A 19,862-nucleotide genomic window follows, 5' to 3' on the forward strand; every position below is an offset into this window, starting at 1 on the left:
CCGCCGGCTCCGGCGACACCGCCACCGCAAACCGTCGCGCCGTTGCCGCCGCCTCCGCCGGCGCTGCCGACCGAGCCCGACGGCCATCGCGACGCCGTCGTCTGGCTCGCCGTCTCGGCCGATGGCCGCGACATCATGAGCGCCAGCACCGACCATATGATCAAGCTCTGGGACATCGCCGGCAAGCGGCTGATCCGCAACCTTGGTGAACACAAGGACATGGCGCGCACGGCGCTGTTCATGCCCGACGGCGCAACCGCGCTAACCGCCGGCGACGATGGCGAGATCGTGCTGCGAAAGCTTGCCGACGGCGCGGTGCTGCATGTCTTCTCGTCGGGCGCGAATGGCGGCGTGCGTAAGCTGGCGATCAGCCCGGACGGCAAGCGCGCCGTCAGTGGCCACGACACCGGCAACGTCATCGTCTGGGATCTCGTCAACAAATCGGTGCTGCATGTGATGACCGGACATGACTGGCCGATCAGCACGGTCGCAATCTCGCCCGACGGCACGCGCGCGCTGAGCGGCTCCATCGACGGCACGCTGAAATTCTGGGACGTCGAAAGCGGCAAGCAATTGCGAAGCTGGCACGGCCACGAGCAGGGCACTTACGGCGCTGTCTTCACCGCCGACGGCCATCATGTCGTCACCGGCAGCGGCGACTACACGATCAAGCTCTGGGACCTCGACACGTTTAGGGAATTGCGCCGCTTCGAGGGTCACGAAGGCACCGTCTATACGCTGGCGCTGTCGGCCGACGGCAAGCGCTTGGCCTCCGGCTCGCTCGACGGCACGGCGCGGCTGTGGGATGTCGGCACCGGCGGCCAGACCGCCATGTTCGACAGCCGCACCGGCCCGATCTACGCCGTTGCCTTCGCCACCGACGGCACGCTGCTCACCGGCGGCGACGATCGCACCATCAGGGATTGGCCGGCGGCTGGCGGCGATGGCGAAATCCTGTTCGCCGGCGCACCGCAGTAGCGACATCAAATGCTTTGGATATTCCAGAACAGCCTGGCTTGCGCGATGGATTACTGGTGGCTGCAAATGGATTGGGGACGGTGAGCAACAACGACTGGGCGCCCAAAGTGGATACACCTGTCTACAGCCCGCCCAAGTCGCGTCGCCGAGGGGTCCTTACCGTCGTTCTGGTGTTGCTGGCGGCTTTTGTGCTGCTCGGTCCTGGCCGAAATTACTATGTGCAGTGGTCAGCCATTAAGAAGATTCAAGCGGCTGTCCTGGCAAAGGATTATCGCGAGCAATTCGATCAGATCTCCGTGCTGGCCGACATGGGAAATGCTGACGCACAGTACAATCTGGGATTATTGTACTGGCGTGGCCAGGGTATTGCCCAAAATGACAGGCAGGCGACCTACTGGTGGGGCAAAGCAGCCGAGCAAGGAAATTCAGATGCGGCATCCTTGCTCGCTCAGGCCTATTCCCATGGCCGAGGTGTCGAAAGAAACGACCAACTGGCGTTAAAATTTGCCACACAGTCGGCCGACAAGAGCAACGCGAATGGTTACTATGCCATCGGCACCCTGTACGCGCAGGGCCAAGGTGTTCCGCAAAGCTATGAGCAAGCTCTCTCCTGGTGGCGCAAGGCAGCCGATGGCGGCAGTACCGAAGCTGCCTACTGCATCGGTCGATCCTATTATCTCGGTGAAGGCGTCGAGAAGGACGATCAGCTCGCCGTGATGTGGGTGCGAAAGGCGGTCGACATGGGTGAGCCGAATGCCCAGTCTTTGTTGGGCACGCTGTATTCGCTTGGTCACGGCGTCGGTCAGGATGACCGCCTGGCCTTCGAATGGTGGATGAAAGCCGCGATCGCCGGTGTGCCGGAAGCGCAATACTCATTAGCAAATGCGTATGAATTGGGAAAAGGCATCGGCAAGGACGACGCCCAGTCGTTCGCCTGGTTGGTCAAGGCGGCGGAACAGGACAATGTCCGGGCGCAGTCTGCGCTGGCCTTTGCCTATGCTACGGGCAAGGGCATTGCCACAAGTGATGCCGAAGCATCGTCCTGGTGGCTGAAGGCGGCGAGCCGGGGAGACGCCTATGCGCAGGCGAACCTCGGCCTTGCATATTGGACGGGCGCCGGACTGACTCAGAGCGACGCTGATGCCGTTTCGTGGTGGCTCAAGGCCGCAAAGCAGGGGGACGTTTCGTCTGAACTGTACCTGGCTGTTGCCTATGCCCGCGGCAGAGGGATAGCCAAGGATGAAAAATCCGCCGAATTCTGGTTGCTGGAGGCAGCCAAGGCGGGAAATGTCGAAGCAGAACTCAACCTTGGCAAGCTTTATTACACCGGGATCGGCGGCAAGCCGAACTATCCGGAATCTGCCAAGTGGTTTTCCACATCGGCAAGCCACGGAAACGCCGAGGCCAGGACCTTCCTCGAAATGATGAAGGAAAAAGGCCAGTTCGACAGCAAGACGCTGTGAGCTCAGGGTCAGGCAACGCCGATGATGTCGGTGAGGTCGTGTCATACAATGGACATCGGCAGCGGATACCAAAACTGTCTTTCATCAGTCAATTTCGGAGGCCACTTATGCCTGCCGGCCATCTCCCCACTTGGGGGAGATCAGCAGCGTCGCCGTCACACCTTCCGTTTGAGGCGTGACACTCGCATCGCACGATGCGAAGACTCATTTGCTGCTGCATCTCGAGAATCCCATGCCCCTCCACATCGTCGAAGCCTCGATCGCCGACCTGCGCCGGGCGCTGGAGGCCGGCACCGTCACCAGCGTCGAGCTGGTGGGCGCTTATCTCAGGCGCATCGCGCATTACGACCGCCATGGCATCGCGCTCAATGCCGTGCCGGTGCTTAACCCGGCAATGTTCGAGGAGGCGGCGGCGTCCGACCTGCGGCGGCGCAATGGTGCCACCCTCGGGCCGCTCGACGGCATCCCCTACACCGCCAAGGACAGCTATAAGGTGAAGGGCCTGACGGTGGCCGCCGGCTCGCCCGCCTTCGAGCATCTCGTCGCCAACGAGGACGCTTTCACCATTGCCAGGCTGAGGGCCGGTGGTGCTGTGCTGATCGGGCTGACCAACATGCCGCCTATGGCCAATGGCGGCATGCAGCGTGGCGTCTATGGCCGCGCCGAGAGCCCCTACAATGCCGACTATTTGACCGCCGCCTTCGCTTCCGGCTCGTCCAACGGCTCGGGCACGGCCACCGCCGCCAGCTTCGCCGCCTTCGGGCTGGGCGAGGAGACATGGTCTTCCGGCCGCGCGCCGGCGTCCAACAATGCACTTGTCGCCTACACGCCGTCGCGCGGCGTCATTTCGGTCAGGGGCAACTGGCCGCTGGTGCCGACCATGGATGTGGTGGTGCCGCACACGCGCGGCATCGCCGACATGCTGGAACTGCTCGACGTGATCGTCGCCGACGATACCGAGACGCGCGGCGATTTCTGGCGCGCGCAGCCCTGGGTCTCGATCGCGAAAAGCGCTGCTCTCGGGCCGCCAAGCTACACTACACTCGCCTTGGAGGGCTCGTTGAAAGGCAAACGCCTCGGCGTGCCGAAAATGTATATCGGCCGCGACGGCGGCGCGCCCAAACCCATCGAGACCCGCGCCCCGGTGCTCGACCTCTGGCGGCAGGCGGCGCGTGACCTGGAAAAGCTCGGCGCGGAGGTGGTCGAGGTCGATTTCCCCGTCGTCTCGAACTATGAGCGCGACCGTCCGGGCACAAAAACCATGGTCGAACGCGGGCTGGTGCCGGAAGCCTTTGCAGAGCGCGAAATCTGGGATCTCTGCATCTGGGGCTGGGACGATTTCCTGCGCGCAAATGCCGATCCGGTGGTCCCCGACCTGGCTGCGGTCGACGGCCCAAAGATTTTCCCGCAGCCGCCGGGCGCGCTGCCGGACCGCTATGGCGATGACGGTTTCGATCTGGCGGACTATGTCACACGCGCCAAACAGGGCGTGACGCCATTGCTGGATATTCCAATGCTGGCGGAGGGTCTGAAGGGATTGGAGGCGACGCGGCGCATCGACTTCGAGGACTGGCTGGACGCGAACCGGCTCGACGCCGTCGTGCTGCCGGCGGTCGCCGATGTCGGCCCGGCCGATGCCGACGTCAACGAGACCTCTGCAGCAATCGCCTGGCGCAACGGCACCTGGGTTGCCAACGGCAATCTGGTGTGGCGTCATCTCGGCATTCCGACCGTCACCGTGCCTATGGGAACGATGGCCGATATCGGCATGCCGGTCGGGCTGACCTTTGCGGGCAAGGCCTATGCTGATGCGGAGTTGCTGCGGCTCGCCGGCGATTACGAGCGCGCCACCCAACGCCGCACCAGCCCGCCGCGCACGCCGGAATTGCCGGACGATGTGTTTGCGGGGCGGCCTGGTGGATTGCGGGCCAGCGATGCGCCGGCGCCGAGGCTTACGCTTGTTGCCGAGACGACGCGGCGAGGAGACCAGGCCGAGATCGCCGTGACGGTTGAACTCGATGCGGAGACCGCTGGCGTCAAGGTTCACGTCAATGGCGAACCGGTCGCTCTGCGGCGCAGCGGCACAAGCTTTCACGGTCGCATCCTGGTGCCCGCCGGCGAGCACGAAAGAATGCACAGTGTGTGGCGAGGCGCTTACGGCTCGATCGTTACGGCCGTCATACGGCTGGAGGATGGACGCACGGCTGGTGCTTACGTGGTCGCGGGTGGAATCGGGTGAGGTACATGTAATCTCCCCAAGGGGGAGATCAGCAGCTTCGCCGTCTTGACCCTCCCATCGCCCGCGTTATCTTCTCGCCATGCCAAACCTCGCTCCCCTCATCGTCATCGATCTCCAGACCAACATGTTCGACGGGCGCGTCGAGCCGCCGATCCATGATGCGCCGGGCATAGCCGAGCGTACCCGCTCATTGATCGACTGGGCACGGCGCAGCGGGCGAAAAATCGCGTTCGTGCGGCATGACGGGCCGGCCGGCGATCCGCTGGCGCCGGGCGAGCCGGGTTGGCCGGTATGGCCGGAACTCGGCCAGGCCAAGGACGAGCCGACATTCTCCAAGACCGTCCGCAACGCATTCTCGAATGCCGAGCTTGGCGCCTGGGTGGCCGGGCAGGGGGCCGGCGAAGTCGTGCTCGCCGGAGCGCAAACCGATTTCTGCATCGCCGGCACCGTCAAGGGCGCCCTGGCCGAGGGCCTCGGCGTCACTGTCGTTTCCGATGCGCACTCGACGCTGGACACTGAAGGCGAAACCGCGACCGAGATCATCGCCCGGTACAATGCTGATTTCACCGATGCCGGCGTCACGCTGGTGACGACGAAGGCGCTGACCGGCGACTGAAGCACCGCGCTTCGAAGAGTGGGAGACTGCCGTGCCAACCCTGAAATTGCCGGCCGAAGGCGGATGCCGCTGCGGACGCGTGCGGCTCAAGATTTCCGCAAAGCCGCTTTTGACCATGGCTTGTCATTGCACCGGCTGCCAGACCATGTCGGCCAGCGCCTATTCGCTAAGCGCCGCCATTCGCTCCGACGGCTTCGAGATCACGCTAGGCGAGCCGGTGATCGGCGGGCTGCACGGCGCCTCGAAACATTTCTTCTGCCCACATTGCATGAGCTGGATGTTCACGCGCCCCGAAGGGCTCGACTGGTTCGTCAATCTGCGTCCGACCATGCTCGACGAGCCCGGCTGGTTCACGCCGTTCATCGAGACATGGACCAGCGAGAAGCTGCCCTGGGCGACGACGCCTGCGGTGCACAGTTATGAGGCGCTGCCGGCCTTTGAGGAATATGAGGGGCTGGTGGCGGAGTTTGCTGAAACCGCGAGTCTCCCCACTTGAGGGGAGATGGCGGCAGGCCAGAGGGGGTCGGTGCGACTGGGCTCGACGTCCTTGCTGCAGATGGAAGGTTGGCGCTTCACGCGCGGCGACCCCCTCTGTCGCCTTCGGCGACATCTCCCCCTCGAGGGGGGAGATAAGCCCCGCTAAAAATTTGCATCGAATCGATTGCGCAAACGTTTCGATGGCCCTAAACTCCCTCAAAATCCGCCATCAGAGCGGACGGGAAACGCATAGGGAGGAGCGCTTGCAGGCGCTTATTTGTCTTGCCGACAATGGCTGAAGTGGCGCGGCGCGCCGGTGTGTCGGTGTCGACCGTCTCGCATGTCGTCAACAACACGCGCTTCGTTTCGCTGGAAAAGGCGAGGCTGATCAACGACGCCATTGCCGCCATGGGCTACCAGCCCAACGAGCTGGCGCGCTCACTGAAGGCCTCGACCACCAACAGCGTCGGCCTGGCGATCTCGGCGATCTCCAACCCTTATTTCACCGACATCATCTGCGCGGTCGAGGCCGAATGCGCGCGGCTCGGGCTGATGGTCTTCCTGTCGGACACCCAGGAAGATCCCGACCGCGAACTGCAGGTGGTGCGCGCTTTTCATCAGCGCCGCGTCGACGGCGTCATCCTGGCGCCGTCGGGCTCGCCGCAGCGGGCCATCGACTATCTCGCCGACAAGAAGATGCCATGCGTTCTGATCGACCGTTTCGCCGACGAGCGCTTCGATCAGATCGGCGTCGAGAACGAAACGTCGATGCGCGCGCTGATCGACCATGTCGCCTCCTTCGGCCACAAGCGCATCGGCTATATCGCCGGACAGCCCGGCCTGACGACGACGCGCGAGCGCATCGAGGCGTTCCAGGCTTCGCTCGCCGCCAATGGACTTGAAAGCGTGCCGCACTATCTCTCGGCCGAGAATGTCGACACGGCGGCGGCGACCGCATCCACCCACGCCATCCTGTCGCTGCCGTCGCCACCAACCGCACTGGTCACCGGCAACAACATGACGACGATCGGAGCCGTCCGCGCCATCCGCGAAAAAGGCCTCACCATTCCGGGCGATCTGTCGCTGGCCGGCTTCGACGATTTCGAATGGGCCGATTGTTTCGAACCGCGCCTGACGCTGGTCGCGCAGCCCTGCACCGAGATAGGCAGGCAGGCCGCGGCCCTGCTCAGCGCCCGCATCGCGGCGACCGGTTCCGCGCCGCGTTCGGTGCGGCTGCAGGCGACGCTGCGGGCGCGCGCCTCCTGCGGGAGGCCGACCCACACGAGGCTAACATGACCGCGCCGCTGCTGGTGATGACCGGCGCCGTCAAACGCTTCGGCGGCGTGCAGGCGCTGCGCGGTGTCGACTTCGACCTCAAGGCGGGCGAGATCCACGCGCTGCTCGGCGAGAACGGCGCCGGCAAGTCGACGCTGATGAACCTGTTGTCGGGCGTCTACACGCCGGACGAAGGCACGATCGAGATCGACGGCAAACCCGTGCGTTTCAACAACCCGCGTGAGGCGCAAGCGGCCGGCATCGCCACCATCTTCCAGGAGCTCGACCTGGTGCCGTCGCTGGATGTCGCCGCCAATCTGTTCCTCGGCCGCGAACTGATGCGTCCGGGCGGCTTCCTCGACGTGCCGGCAATGCGCCGCGAGGCCAAGAAGCGGCTGGAAGCCATCGAGATCGCCATCGATCCGGCTGCCATGGTCGCGGATCTGTCGATCGGCCAGCGCCAGGTGGTGGCGATCGTAAAGGCGCTGTCTTACGCCTCCCGCGTGCTGATCATGGACGAGCCGACGGCCGCACTCACCGTCGGCGAAGTCGAGCGGCTGTTCGATATCATGCGCAAGCTCGCCGCCACCGGCGTCGGCATCGTCTACATCTCGCACCGGCTGGAGGAAGTGCCCGGCATTGCCGACCGGGTGACGGTAATGCGCGACGGCCGTGTCGCCGGCATCACCGAGCCGCACGCGCCGCAGGCCGAGCTAGTCAGGCTGCTGGTCGGACGTCCCCTGGACGAGCTCTATCCTCAGCGCGCCAAAGCGGCGGGCAAGCCGCTGCTCAGCCTGAGGAACGCCAGCTTCAAACTCGCCCGCGACAGCGCCGGCTGGCAGGCGCCGCAAGGCGTTTCGCTCGATGTCCATGAAGGCGAGATCGTCGGTCTTGCCGGCATCATGGGGGCAGGGCGCACCGAACTCTTGTCCGCGCTCTACGGCACCGGCCTGTCGGGCCGCTGGGAGGGCGAGGTCGCCATATCGGGCAAGCCGGCAAAACTGGATTCGATCAGCGCTGCCCGCCACGCCGGCATCGCCTTCGTCACCGACGACCGCAGGGGGTCGGGCCTGATGCTGCGCATGGCCGTCGGCCTCAACCTGGTGATGTCGGTCATATCCAGGATCTCGCCGAACTGGCTGGTCTCGCCGCGCCGCCAGGCCGAGGCGGTGAAGGAATCGTTCGGTCAGTTCGATATCCGCCCGAAGAACCCCGATATCGCCGTCGGCGCGCTGTCGGGCGGCAACCAGCAGAAGGTGGTGCTGGCCAAGGAGATCCTCGGCAACCCGCGCCTGTTGCTGCTTGACGAGCCGACACGCGGCGTCGATGTCGGCGCCAAGGGCGAGATCTACCAGCGGCTCAGGGCACTCGCCGCGCAGGGGCTGGGCATTCTGGTGGCGTCCAGCGAGATGCCGGAGCTGATCGGTCTGTGCGACCGCATCGTGGTGCTGCGCCAGGGGCGCAATGTGGCGGAATTTTTGGGCGGCGTCGACGAGCACACGGTGCTGGCCGCGGCTAACGGCAGGGAGGCCTGATGTCTCAGGACAACAATCCAGTGGCAGCTAGCCCGGTGATGGCGGCGCCTCAAAAGCATCGCGACCCGCTGGCGCTCATCGTGCGCTTTCAGAGCCTGATCGGCCTGGTGCTGGTGGCGATCGGCGGCATCATCTTCTCGCCGCGCCGCCACGGCGAGATCCTGTTCCTCAACCCCGACAACATCGCCAACATCGTGCGCGCGGTGTCGGAGACCGGCATCATCGCCATCGGCATGACCTTCGTCATCATCACCGCCGGCATCGACCTCTCCGTCGGCGCGGTGCTTGGCCTGTCCAGCGTCGTCACCGCATCGATGATGATCTCCGGCGGCTTCGGCCTGATCCCCACCATCCTCGCCGTGCTCGCTTTGGGCATCGTCTTCGGCGCCATACAGGGCACCATCTCGACGCGTTTCAGGCTGGAACCCTTCATCGTCACGCTGGCCGGCCTGCAGGCCGCGCGCGGGCTGGCGCTGGTCGTCTCCGGCAACCAGTACATCAACATTTCCTATGGCGAAGGGCCGGGCCTGGCGCCGCCGGTGTTCGCCGTGCTGGGCGAGCGGCTGTTCAACAACACCGTGCCCGTGGCGACGCTTGTGTTCGTCGTCTTTGCCGCGATCGCCACCATCGTCCTCAACACCACGCGCTTCGGCCGCTATGTCTTTGCCGTCGGCGGCAATGAGCGCGCCGCGCGCATATCCGGCGTGCCGGTGTCGATGGTGAAAATCTCGGTCTACGCCATCACCGGCTTTGCCGCCGCCCTTGCCGGCATCGTCCATGCCGGCCAGTTCAATTTCGGCAGCGCCAATGACGGCATGGGCTATGAGCTGACGGCCATCGCCGCCGTGGTCATCGGCGGCACCAGCCTGTTTGGCGGCGCCGGCTCGATGGTCGGCACCGTCGCCGGAACCATCATGCTGGGCGCGCTAGCCAACATCCTGCAGCTCAACAATATCACGCCCGCCATGCAGCTGCTCGCGACCGCCGCGATCATCGTCCTGGCGGCAGTGCTTCAATCCCTCGTTCGCCGCCGCGAGGGGTTGGGTCGTTAGTGCATGTCGCGCAAAAGGTTTTGCGATGACGACATGCACAAACAAACAAGGAGGAGACGGCAACACGTGAACGTCAAACCAAGGTCTGGCCCCCGGCCGGACGAGGAGGAGAGTGAGTTATGAAAACGACACTAAGAGGATCGACCCTCAAGGCCGTGCTGCTGGCAGGCGCCGGCCTGTGCATTGCAGGCTCCGCTTACGCCGCCGAGCCGCTGGTGAAAGCCTGCGCCAAGGACGGCCAGTTCGTCATCGGCTTTTCGCAGGCCAACAATGCCGAGCCCTACCGCCAGCACGTCAATGACGAGCTGGAGGCGGCGGCCAAGGAAGTGCCTGGCTTCACGCTGCAGATCGCCGACGGCGCCGGCAACGTCAACACGCAGACCTCGCAGGTCGACAATTTCATCACCCAGAAGGTCGACGTCCTGCTGATCTCGCCCTTCGAGGCAGCGCCGCTGACGCCGGCGGTGAAGCGCGCCATGGATGCCGGCATCCCGGTCATCGAGCTTGACCGCAAGACGGTCGGCGACCCCGGCAAGGACTACACCGCCTTCATCGGCGGCGACAATTTCAAGATCGCCGAGGAAGCCGGAAAGTACACCGCCAAGACGCTGCTGCCCGATGGCGGCGAGGCGGCGGTGCTGCAAGGCCTGCCGAGCTCGACGCCGGCGGTGGAGCGCCTCAACGGCTTCAAGGAAGGCGTGAAAGGCAACCCGAAGGTCCAGATCGTCGCCGAGCAGGCCGCCGACTGGGTGCCGGACAAGGCGCAAGTCGCCTTCGCCGCCATGCTGCAGGCGCACCCCGACATCAAGGTGCTCTACGCCTCCAACGACATGATGGCCGCCGGCGCGCTGCTCGCCGCCAAGGGGGCGGGCAAGGACGTCAAGATCATCGGCACAGACGGCCTGCCGGGCCCGGCTGGCGGCATCGAGGCGGTGGCCAAGGGCGACTGGGTCGCAACCTTCACCTACCCGACGGGCGCCAAGGAAGCGATCGAGATGTCGAAAAAGATCCTGCTCGATTGCGCGACCGAGGTGGACAAGACGGTGACGGTGGAGACCACCGCGATCACGGCCGAGAATGCCAAGCAGCTGATGGGGAAGTGAGGGGCGGGCAGAGCGCGTCTATTGAGGTGATGCGCAAGGCCCCGAGGGGCCTTGTTGCATTGCGGCAACGTATGGGAACGGCCGCTTCGCGCCTCATCTCGGTCATCGAAGTCATCCCGGCCGCCCGCCAAAAGCGGTCACAGTTGGTGTCAACGCCATGGGGAGTTTGCGCCGTGAGCATTTCTCTCCATAATGATCCCAGCATCGGCTTTTTCCTGCCCTCCCTACTGATCAAGTGTTTTGTGAACAGCATCGCACTTTGCTAATATTGCCGTCACTGTGCTCGGCGAGGAAATCCCAGCATGTCGGAGAAGAGTCCGGTCGCGTTGCCGGCGGCGTCGGTGGCATCAGGTTTTCTGGGCGGCAACGGTAACAATGCGTCGGAAGCCCGGCATGAGCGCCGGATCCTGACCGCGCTCTGCTACGACCTGGTCGGATCGACTGACCTTCTTGGCATCCTGGACATTGAAGAGTTCGAGGAACTGATATCAGCCTTCCAGCGGGCGGCGAGACAGGCGGTCGCGTCGTGCTCGGGTGCCGTAGAGGTCGAGGTCGGCGATGGCGGCGTTGCTTTGTTTCCTGCCGAAATAGACGCCAAGGATGCGGCATCGCTGGCGATCCGGGCCGGGCTCGAAATCATCGACGCCTGCAGGCGCGTCGGTTCGAACCAAGGCCGCGCCGATTTGCATGTCCGGGTCGGAATCGCGACATCGATGACCCTGATCCAGAAGGGTGACGCCGAGACGGGTCGTGACAATGTCACCGGCCCTGCCTTCGCGATGGCCACGCGGCTCCAGGCCATCGCGCAGCCGGATACGGTGTTAGTCTCGGAGGCGACACGCAACCTGGCGCGACGGTCGCATGTGTTCAGCTTTAGGGGCAGCCATACGATCAAGGGTTTTGCCGAGCCGGAGCTGGTCTGGCGCGCGCTGAGTCACAAGCGCGAGGTCGACCGCTTCTTCGCCTTCGGGCGGCTGAGCAGTCCGCTCGTCGATCGCGAGGCCGAACTTGCCACGATCGCCGAAGCATGGGACAGCGCCGTTGCAGGAAACGGCGGCGTGGTGGTGATCGAGGGCGAGGCCGGGATCGGCAAGTCGCGCATTCTTCACGAAGTGCGCCGGCGCACGCGTCACCAGCGCGCGAAACTGCTGCTCTTCCAGTGCACGCCCGGCGGCTTGCGCTCGGCGCTGCATCCGCTGCTACAGAACGTACGCGGCGATTTCGCCGGCAACGAAGGACAGCTGAGCGCTGCCGCTGTGGCAGAAGTATTCCGCGATCATGACGTCCGCGATCCTGAAATCATAGACGTCTTCTCGTTCCTGCTCGGCGCTGCGGGAGCCGATCCGATGCTTAAGGAAATCGACGCCGAGGCGATGCGCGCGAAAGCCAATTGGGCGGTTCGCCACTCGCTCGAAGCCCTGTGCGCCAGCGGACCGATCGTCCTGGTGGTCGAGGACATCCATTGGATCGACCTGACGTCTAGACAATTGTTGGCTGAGCTTGCACAGTCGGCCCGTCACTTCCGGGCGCTTGTCATCGTGACCACGCGCCCTGAATCCGGGAGCTGGCTGGCAGCATCGAATCCAAGGCATATCTCGCTAAAGCCGCTCAACCGCGAGCAAACGCGGCTGGCGATCGCGGCCATGTGGCCGCAAGGCAAGCCTTCAACTTCCCCGGAATTGCTCGACGTGGTGGAACGCGTGACCGGAGGCGTCCCGCTGTTCATCGAAGAAATCTGCCAGTGGATGGCCGAGAACGCGGCCTCGGCAACGGATCGGCTGGCGCAGACCGCGACGCGTAGTCATGCCTCGGTGTTTGAAAGCGTGATCGAGGCCAGGCTCGAAACGCTAGGGCCGGCACGCGAAGTCGCGCGCGCCGCGGCCGTCGCGGGCAATCGTTTCAATCAGGAATTGTTGCGCGCGTTGTTGCCGGAGCTCGACGACGAACTCATCGCAAACGCGCTGGATTCACTGAGCGAGGCCGGGTTCCTGATCCGCGTGCGGCCTTTTGGCGTTCCGGTCTATGGCGTGCGCCATGCGCTTATCCAGGAGACGATCTACAACGCAACGCTGCGCAAGAAACGGCAGGCCTTGCATCGCCACCTGTTTGCCGCGGTGAGCCGCAACCGAAACCTGGCCGGGTGGCTGAGCACCGCCGAGGTCGCCGAGCACGCCGAGCGCGCAGGCCTTATGGAGGACGCGATCGCTCAGTTCGTGATCGCAGGCACGGAAAGCTCGTCGCGCTCGGCAATGGCGGAAGCGAGGCAGATACTCGAGCATGCATTGGCGCTCTGCGAGCACGTTGCGGCAGCCGACAGGCGAGACGCGCTGCGGCTATCGGCCATGATCGTGCTCGGTCCCATCCTGACCGCTGTCGAAGGTCCGAACTCGGGGCCCGCCCGCAAATTGTACGAGGACGGCGTGGTGATAGCCCGGCGGCGGCCGGTGGCCGAGCGGGCCAAGTGGTTCCCGATCTACTGGGGCTGGTGGTTCACGGATACCGTCATGGACGGCGAGCGCGCGGAAGTGGTGCTCAGCGATCTCAGGGATGTCGAGGATGCCGAAGTGCAACTCCAGGCCAGGCATTGCGTGTGGGCAATCGACTTCAATCTTGGCCGCCACGACCGCTGCATCGCGGCAGTCGACGCAGGACTTTCGCTCTATGAGCACGGCCAGGGCAAAGCCAATGCTGCGTTGTTCGGCGGGCATGACGCGAGGGTCTGCGGGCTCGCCCACCGCGCCTTGTCGCTTTGGTTTGTCGGAAAGCCGGCAAGCGCGATCCATTCGATGTCGGAAGCTAGGAGCTGGGCGCAGCAAACCGGACATGCCGGCAGCATCGCACATGCCTATCTCAACGAGGCGATGCTGCATTGCTATCGCCGAGATTTTTCGAGGTTACGAAGCGTGATAGCGGATCTGCGCCACTTGACGGAGCGCCATTATATGCCCGCTCTCGCCGCCGCAGCGCAAATCTTCGAAGGCTGGTGCGACGGCAACGCCGGCCAGGTCGAGAGCGGCAGGGAGAAAATGCGGCAAGGCCTTGGCCTCCATGGCGAGTTCCAGACGCCTGAGGACGAACCGGTCTATTGCGGCATGCTGGCAGAGCTTTTGACACGAACTGCCGAGGTCGATGAGGCGCTCGCGTTGCTGGGCTCGGCTGTGGCGCAGGCCGAGGCCGGCGGCAGCCGCTTCTGGCTGGCAGAGCTCTACAGGCGAAGGGCGGAGCTACTTCTTCTCCAGGGCGATGCGGAGGCGGACGTAATCGCTGCCCTCGAAAAGAGCATCGCCATAGCCGCGGAGCAAAGTGCCGTGCCTTTCCTCGTCAGTACATACGAGACCCTTCAATCATCAGGCCTGTCGCCTGAACTGTCGTCGCGCTATCGCGATCGGGTCGAACGTGCGAAATCCGCTCTCGAGCCGGGCGCCGCGCTGATCGTCAATCCCGAATCGGCCGTTCGGCACTAGCGGGCCCTGCAAGAGCATCCGCGATGCTGGAGCGATATCAACGCCTTGGTCCGCCGCCCGACGAGGCGCTGGCGAGGCTGATGAAGATGCGCGAAGGCCTGGGCATCACGCGGATCGCCGACATCACCGGGCTCGACCAGCTTGGTATCCCGGTCGTGCAGGTGACAAGACCTTTCTCGCTCTCCAACGCGGTCGCGCAAGGCAAGGGCGCCACCCTGGTGCAAGCCGGGATATCGGCCATGCTGGAATCGGCCGAGAGCTTCTTTGCAGAGCAGGTGGCGAATTTCGAACCAGTCGTCGGCTGCGCCGATCAATTGGGCATCCCGCCAGATCGTTTCGAAAGGTATCTCCAAGGGGGCACCGCGCCGGGATGGCGCGGCAGGGAGACCGCGTGGGTAGCCGCAGACAATCTTCTTACCGGCAGCCGCGACCTGGTCCCGTTCGAGCTCGTGCACACCGCCTATGTGTTGCCGTCGCTGCCCCATGACGGCATTTTCGCGGCATCGACGAGCGGTTTGGCAGCAGGCTTCGCGGAGCCGGATGCCATCGTTCATGGCATGCTTGAATGCATCGAACGCGACGCGATCGCCACGGCATACCGGACCCACGGGTTTTTCCACCGTCAACGCATCGATCCCGAGACGATCGATGATCCGTCGCTCCGCGATCTCCTGAAAACTTTGGCGGCCAAGAACGTGCTGGTTGGCCTTTGGCAAGCTTTGTCGCCGTTGGGCATACCGGTGGTGTGGTGCCATCTGCTGGAAGACGAACCGACAGAAACGGTCCTTTTGGATCATCCGGCTGATGGCTCGGCTGCCGGTTTCAGTCCCGCCGGCGCGGCGGTGCACGCCATCTACGAAGCGGCCCAGGCCCGTCTGGCGGCGATCTCGGGCGCGCGCGATGACCTGACGCGCGCGTCCTATCCGAAATACCCCGATCGGCAGGTGATTGCAGCGCATCGCCGGCTCCTCCGCGACGGCCCGCGCAGCGTGGATTTCGGCGCGTTCGCCGAGCAGAAGTTCAACACGGCGTCGGACGGGCTGTCGGTCCTCTTGGCAATTCTCGAAGAGAGAGGGTTCGATGCGGTTCACCTAATCCGGGTGGGAACGAAACCGTTCGACGCCCTGTCGGTTGTCAGGATTGTCATCCCTGCCTTGCAGCCGCTCTTGCAGGGGTAGGGATTATGCGCCCGAAACTCGTCTTCACTGGCCCTACCGTGTCCCATTCCGACGCGTTGAAGGTCGTCGATGCGGTATGCCTTCCCCCGGCCGTGCAAGGCTCGATCGTTTCGGCCGTGCAGCATTTCGACCCGAGTGCGATCCTTCTCATAGATGGCGGTTTTCAGACCGAGCCGGCGGTTCGGCACAAGGAAATCCTGTGGGCCCTCAGCCGCGGCATTCATGTCGTCGGCGCGGCCAGCATGGGTGCCCTTCGAGCAGCCGAGCTGTTCCCCCATATGCAAGGCGTCGGGCTTATCTACCGATGGTATCGCCGCTGCGCCTTTGCACCCGACGACGCAGTAGCGGTATTGCATGGACCGGCCGAGGTGAATTTCGCTCAATTGACGCATGCGCTGATTGACCTGCGCCGGACCCTTCGTGCTGCTTGCCGGCGCGGCGTGATTTCACCCGAACAGCAGGCGAGGCTCGAGGGTGTGGCACAGGCCGTCAATTTTCGCGATCGCACCCTGGCACGGATGGTCCGGGATGCGCACGACGGCAAGGACGACGTCGAGAACTTGTGCAGGGAGCTCGGCGCCGCTTTCGTCCAGCAAAAAAAGCAAGATGCCCTGCGGGCACTCGAACTTTTGCGAGAGCAAGCATTTGAAAAAGCATACCCCGTGCCGGAATTACAGCTAACCACGGCCTTCTCCAAGGATATGGATGATGCGGGGCTGGCGCTATAGGCCCTGACCTCTTGGCGGCCGACGATTTACGTAACGTAAGCACCGTGATAGCGTGGCATCGTCAGAGGGGGCCAAGCAATTGGACGCGGTCGATCGTGCCGTTGCGCAAGGTGTGCTGGGTACGCGGTTCCTGGTCTACCCGCAGGTCCCTCACCTTTCGGGTTACGGAACACCCGAAACAGTATGGATTTCTACTCCACCCGATCTGATCCGCTCCGGCCCGGAAGATCACCGCATCTACGTTCGCGATCCGCTCCTCGACAAGGAGCCTTATGACTACCCTTATCTGCCACCGTTTGTCGGCGAAACCTTTCCACCTGCACAGGCTGGCTTTGACGGCCATTTCGATCAGCTTTCCTTGACCTCGCGGCAGTTCCTTTCTGCGCACGCTTTCGCCTCGGTCAGCCGCGTGCTGGACATCTGGGAAAGCTACCTCGGCAAACCGATTGTCTGGTATTTCGCCGAGACGTTCGAGCGGCTCGAAATCATCCCCTTCGTCGACTGGGAGAATGCGCAATCGGGCTATGGCTATCTGGAACTCGGCCGAGAGCGCGGCATCGACGGAGGCAACTATCCCTATGCGCTCAACTTCGATGTGATCGCACATGAGGTCGGCCACGCAATCTTGTTTTCGCTGTTCGGGACACCAACTGGCGGCCTGACTCAAGGCGATTTCGGACCGTTCCACGAAGCCAGCTCGGATCTGGTCTCGCTCTTGTCCTTCCTGAATTTCGACAGCGGCATGGACCGGCTGCTGCGGCACTGCAATGGCAACCTGCTTGTTCTCAATGAGTTGAACCGGATTGCCGAGCTGACTGGCGATCGGCAGATCCGCCTCGCCAGCAACGCACGCCGCATGTCGGAGGTGACGGCGGAAATCCATGACAGGTCACGGCCATTCACGGGGGCTGTGTTCGACACGATCGTCCACGTCTACCACGCGGCACTGGTGCACGAGGGGTTGGCCGACGAGCGGCTGCTGGGGATCGATATTAAGGATGTCGACCAATCCGACATGCAGCGCATTTCGGATTTCACGTCCCGCGCCTTCCGCGCTCGGCCCTTCATGTTCAAGAGCATGCTGATCAGAGCAAGGGACGAGGTGGCTCTCGCACTTGCTCAGGCATGGCCACGCCTCGATGCGGACGACCTGTCGTTCGAAAAGGCCGCGGCGTTGGTGGTGGACTCCAGCGATCGCGTCGCGCCGATGCTCGCGGAAAAATTCGATGAGAACTTCAGCTGGCGGGAGATCTTGTGAACTGAAGGATGCAGCAAAAAGGAGCGAGGAAAATGAGCGACGACTATCACCGACCGACACTAACCTTTCCGTCAGGCGCTTACAACGCAACACAGGTTAGGCTCTATGGCTTGGGGGCGGAAATTGGACTCAGCGTGCCCGGTGCGCCAGCACCCTTTGGTGACACCGGCATGTATGTCGAAACCGCGCCTGGGGAACCTATCACCGACGAGCAACATGTCAACGCACTTGAAGTATTGAAGAAGTATGACAGCAACAAAGGCCGCCAAGATATAATAAATGGAAATATCCCATTTCCAAAAATACCAATCAGAGTCTCCTACCATTTCAAGATCGACCTGAAGAATTTTGGCGCTGCGGTCCTTTCAACGGTAGGCAGTACCTTCATGCTCGGATCATCTCCAGAACAGAAAACATCGTGCGGGATAATTGTCGGTTATGCCTATGAGGGACATACCTACGATTTGCCAAAGCCCAAGATAATGATCATCCCGGCGTTTCCGGAACCCAAGATTCCGGCGGACGATTCGGAATTTGACGCCAAGGAACCTGAAGGCTACGCGGTTTGGCTCGTCGATAAGCTCAACGAATGCGTGGAGTTGGAGATGAACCAGGGCTTTGTCGAACAGATCGTCCTCGAGGCGAACCTTCCAGGCAAGCGTTCACCGACGATGTACGCATCCAAGATGACGATGGGACACCGTGGCGGAAAGCTGAGCGACTAGTCTCTCATGTTCCCTGTCAAGGTTGAAGGCAAGAAGGCTCGCCTGCTTGGCAGGTTTGCCATGCAGTCGGATCGGCTGAAGCTGCACAGGGCTGGGGGGTGGAGCTCAGAGACGACGGTTGATCAGACTCTCATTCCGCGGGTTGGGTACGGCCTTCCGTGTCTTGGTCTCGGGGCTGTCCTCGGTCTAGAGGGCGGGCGTGGGGCGCATCGGCTCGGCGACATAACTGGCGACGGGAGTTCCGCACGATGGCCATGTTGTGCGCCCTGGTTGTCACCGCCGGCCGAGATCCATTGAATCCTGTCGACACGAACGCGAAAGGCTTCATCACATCGATATCCGAGAGGCCCTCGGCATCCTCGCCGTGTCCGGCAAACGGGATTTAGCTGTCGCGCCAGTCAACGAGTGTGTCCGCTTTCCGAATGCTACCACCCGAAACCGGACAGGCAGGAAGCGGCCCAAATGCGACATTCAATTTTCGTCGTGCCCCTGCCAGGGATTTGGCGTGCCCCAGCCGCTTACGTTGCGTCTAGTCCCGCCATGTAAGCCTTCGCGCCACGAGGGACCGCACGCCACTGACGGACAACTATGATGTGGACCACCAGTTTGGCGCACCCAATCGGCCACGCCAGCCCGCAGCCTCATTCACGGCGTGGTCGTGAACCCGCACTGCTTCTGTTCCATCTCGATCTGCTTGGTGATGCGGATGGCGTTCTGGGCGTAGGCTTCCGTCACGGTGCCGCTGTTGACGGTCTTGTCCTTCAGCGGGCTGACGGCCGCGCAGAGGTGGAAGACATGCTCGGTGTCGGACTTGGCGGCGCCGTTTTCCGGCGCGATCCAGTAGACGACATCCTGGCCATTGGGGTGCGCCGCGTCCTTCGTCGCCGCGGCCACCGTGGTGGAGTCGGTGGCGATCGCCTGCGCCTGGGCGGCGACCTCGGGCGAACAGGCCGTGGTCGGCTGCCCCGCCTTGATCTGTTCCGCGCAGGTGTTCATGTCCTGCGTGTACTGCTCGACCGATGGCGGCTGGTAGCTGACCCCGATCAGCGTCGCCAGCACGGCCAGCACGGCGCCGATACCGCCGGCCACCTTCTTGCTCTTCGGGTCCATGTTCTTGTCGTTGAGGATCAAGAGAACCAGCGGCAGGAAGGCAATCAGGGTGATGATCGCGCCGAGCTGGTTCTGGACAAAGAACCGGAACGTGTCGGATTCGCGGGCCGGGTCCTTCCGGTTGGCCGCCTTCCAGAGCAGGCTGCCGGCGATGGCGAATATCGCGATCCCGACCAGGATGCCGATCAGCAGCGGCAGGTTTCCCTGGTCGAACTTGTGCTTGTAGAGCAGTACGATCCCGGCGATCTCGCCGCCAATGGCGATGACCCACGACAGCACGGCGAACAGGCGCAGCCGCGTGGCCCCGGACTTCTGGCCCTGCGTTGCCTGCCAGTCCTTGGTAACGTCTACGGTCGGCTTGTTGTCGGTCATGACCAGATCCCCCGGTATCGACACTTTTGCGGGGCGTCAAAGGCGCCCGGCGCAGCGTCATTGATCGAACGTCGCCTGCCCCGGCGCGAAAGCGCCACGGCAGACCCCATCCTTATTGCGCATGATGGGATTCGTCCATAGGCGAGGCTGGCGGACGCCGATGCCGGCGATGGCGCGGAGGAGGGCAGGGCAATCGCATAAGGCGGCGCCAGCGAATACCCCCACCCTTAATCCCTCCCCACAAGGGGGAGGGAGACTTGGTAGGCGCTGATCGCCGCAAATCGCCTAG

At 63.4% G+C, this 19,862-nt stretch carries 15 protein-coding genes; 14 read left to right on the forward strand and 1 reads right to left on the reverse strand.

Annotated features, from left to right (window positions below):
• The 14 genes from X730_RS141285 to X730_RS1000000167715 all read left to right on the forward strand — a co-directional run.
• A partial coding sequence (locus X730_RS141285; protein WP_023827201.1) for a WD40 repeat domain-containing protein occupies positions 1 to 978 on the forward strand: 978 nt, incomplete at its 5' end.
• Positions 979 to 1,058: 80 nt separating this feature from the next.
• Entirely contained in the window at positions 1,059 to 2,441 is a 1,383-nt protein-coding gene (locus X730_RS01000000164765) for a tetratricopeptide repeat protein (RefSeq protein WP_155922508.1), read from the forward strand.
• Between the two features lie 232 nt (positions 2,442 to 2,673).
• Entirely contained in the window at positions 2,674 to 4,680 is a 2,007-nt protein-coding gene (locus tag X730_RS141280; protein ID WP_031197243.1) for an amidase, read from the forward strand.
• Positions 4,681 to 4,759: 79 nt separating this feature from the next.
• Complete coding sequence (locus X730_RS141275; RefSeq protein ID WP_023685909.1) at positions 4,760 to 5,296, forward strand: isochorismatase family protein; 537 nt, start codon at positions 4,760 to 4,762, stop codon at positions 5,294 to 5,296.
• Between the two features lie 31 nt (positions 5,297 to 5,327).
• Positions 5,328 to 5,792, forward strand: a complete 465-nt coding sequence (locus tag X730_RS141270; RefSeq protein ID WP_023715154.1) for a GFA family protein — start codon at positions 5,328 to 5,330, stop codon at positions 5,790 to 5,792.
• 263 nt (positions 5,793 to 6,055) lie between these two features.
• Positions 6,056 to 7,069, forward strand: a complete 1,014-nt coding sequence (locus X730_RS141265) for a LacI family DNA-binding transcriptional regulator (protein ID WP_023743918.1) — start codon at positions 6,056 to 6,058, stop codon at positions 7,067 to 7,069.
• Positions 7,066 to 8,583 (forward strand): sugar ABC transporter ATP-binding protein, encoded by a 1,518-nt coding sequence (locus X730_RS141260; RefSeq protein ID WP_023827204.1) that lies wholly within the window; start codon positions 7,066 to 7,068, stop codon positions 8,581 to 8,583. Before X730_RS141265 ends, X730_RS141260 begins: the two co-directional genes overlap by 4 nt.
• Positions 8,584 to 8,621: 38 nt before the next feature.
• Positions 8,622 to 9,635, forward strand: coding sequence for an ABC transporter permease (locus X730_RS141255; protein WP_023689830.1), 1,014 nt, complete (start codon positions 8,622 to 8,624; stop codon positions 9,633 to 9,635).
• 119 nt (positions 9,636 to 9,754) lie between these two features.
• The gene (locus X730_RS141250) at positions 9,755 to 10,738 is read left to right on the forward strand and encodes a substrate-binding domain-containing protein (protein WP_031197244.1); all 984 of its coding nucleotides are present in this window, start codon (positions 9,755 to 9,757) and stop codon (positions 10,736 to 10,738) included.
• A 302-nt stretch (positions 10,739 to 11,040) separates the two neighbouring features.
• Positions 11,041 to 14,202: an AAA family ATPase gene (locus X730_RS141240; RefSeq protein ID WP_023827206.1), complete on the forward strand. Its 3,162-nt coding sequence runs from the start codon at positions 11,041 to 11,043 to the stop codon at positions 14,200 to 14,202.
• A gap of 23 nt (positions 14,203 to 14,225) precedes the next feature.
• Positions 14,226 to 15,380 (forward strand): YcaO-like family protein, encoded by a 1,155-nt coding sequence (locus X730_RS0134445; protein WP_023727077.1) that lies wholly within the window; start codon positions 14,226 to 14,228, stop codon positions 15,378 to 15,380.
• A 5-nt stretch (positions 15,381 to 15,385) separates the two neighbouring features.
• Positions 15,386 to 16,108, forward strand: a complete 723-nt coding sequence (locus X730_RS141235; RefSeq protein WP_023727078.1) for a TfuA-like protein — start codon at positions 15,386 to 15,388, stop codon at positions 16,106 to 16,108.
• Between the two features lie 79 nt (positions 16,109 to 16,187).
• On the forward strand, positions 16,188 to 17,366 hold the full coding sequence (locus X730_RS141230) for a hypothetical protein (protein ID WP_023689836.1): 1,179 nt from the start codon (positions 16,188 to 16,190) through the stop codon (positions 17,364 to 17,366).
• Positions 17,367 to 17,398: 32 nt separating this feature from the next.
• Complete coding sequence (locus tag X730_RS1000000167715) at positions 17,399 to 18,091, forward strand: hypothetical protein (RefSeq protein WP_155922509.1); 693 nt, start codon at positions 17,399 to 17,401, stop codon at positions 18,089 to 18,091.
• A gap of 645 nt (positions 18,092 to 18,736) precedes the next feature.
• Here X730_RS1000000167715 and X730_RS141225 read toward each other — a convergent pair.
• A complete protein-coding gene (locus X730_RS141225; RefSeq protein WP_023727083.1) occupies positions 18,737 to 19,573 on the reverse strand; it encodes a hypothetical protein in 837 nt (278 codons plus the stop codon).
• Positions 19,574 to 19,862 lie beyond the last annotated feature (289 nt).

This window comes from Mesorhizobium sp. L103C131B0, from assembly GCF_000502275.1.
Taxonomy (GTDB): Bacteria; Pseudomonadota; Alphaproteobacteria; order Rhizobiales; family Rhizobiaceae; genus Mesorhizobium.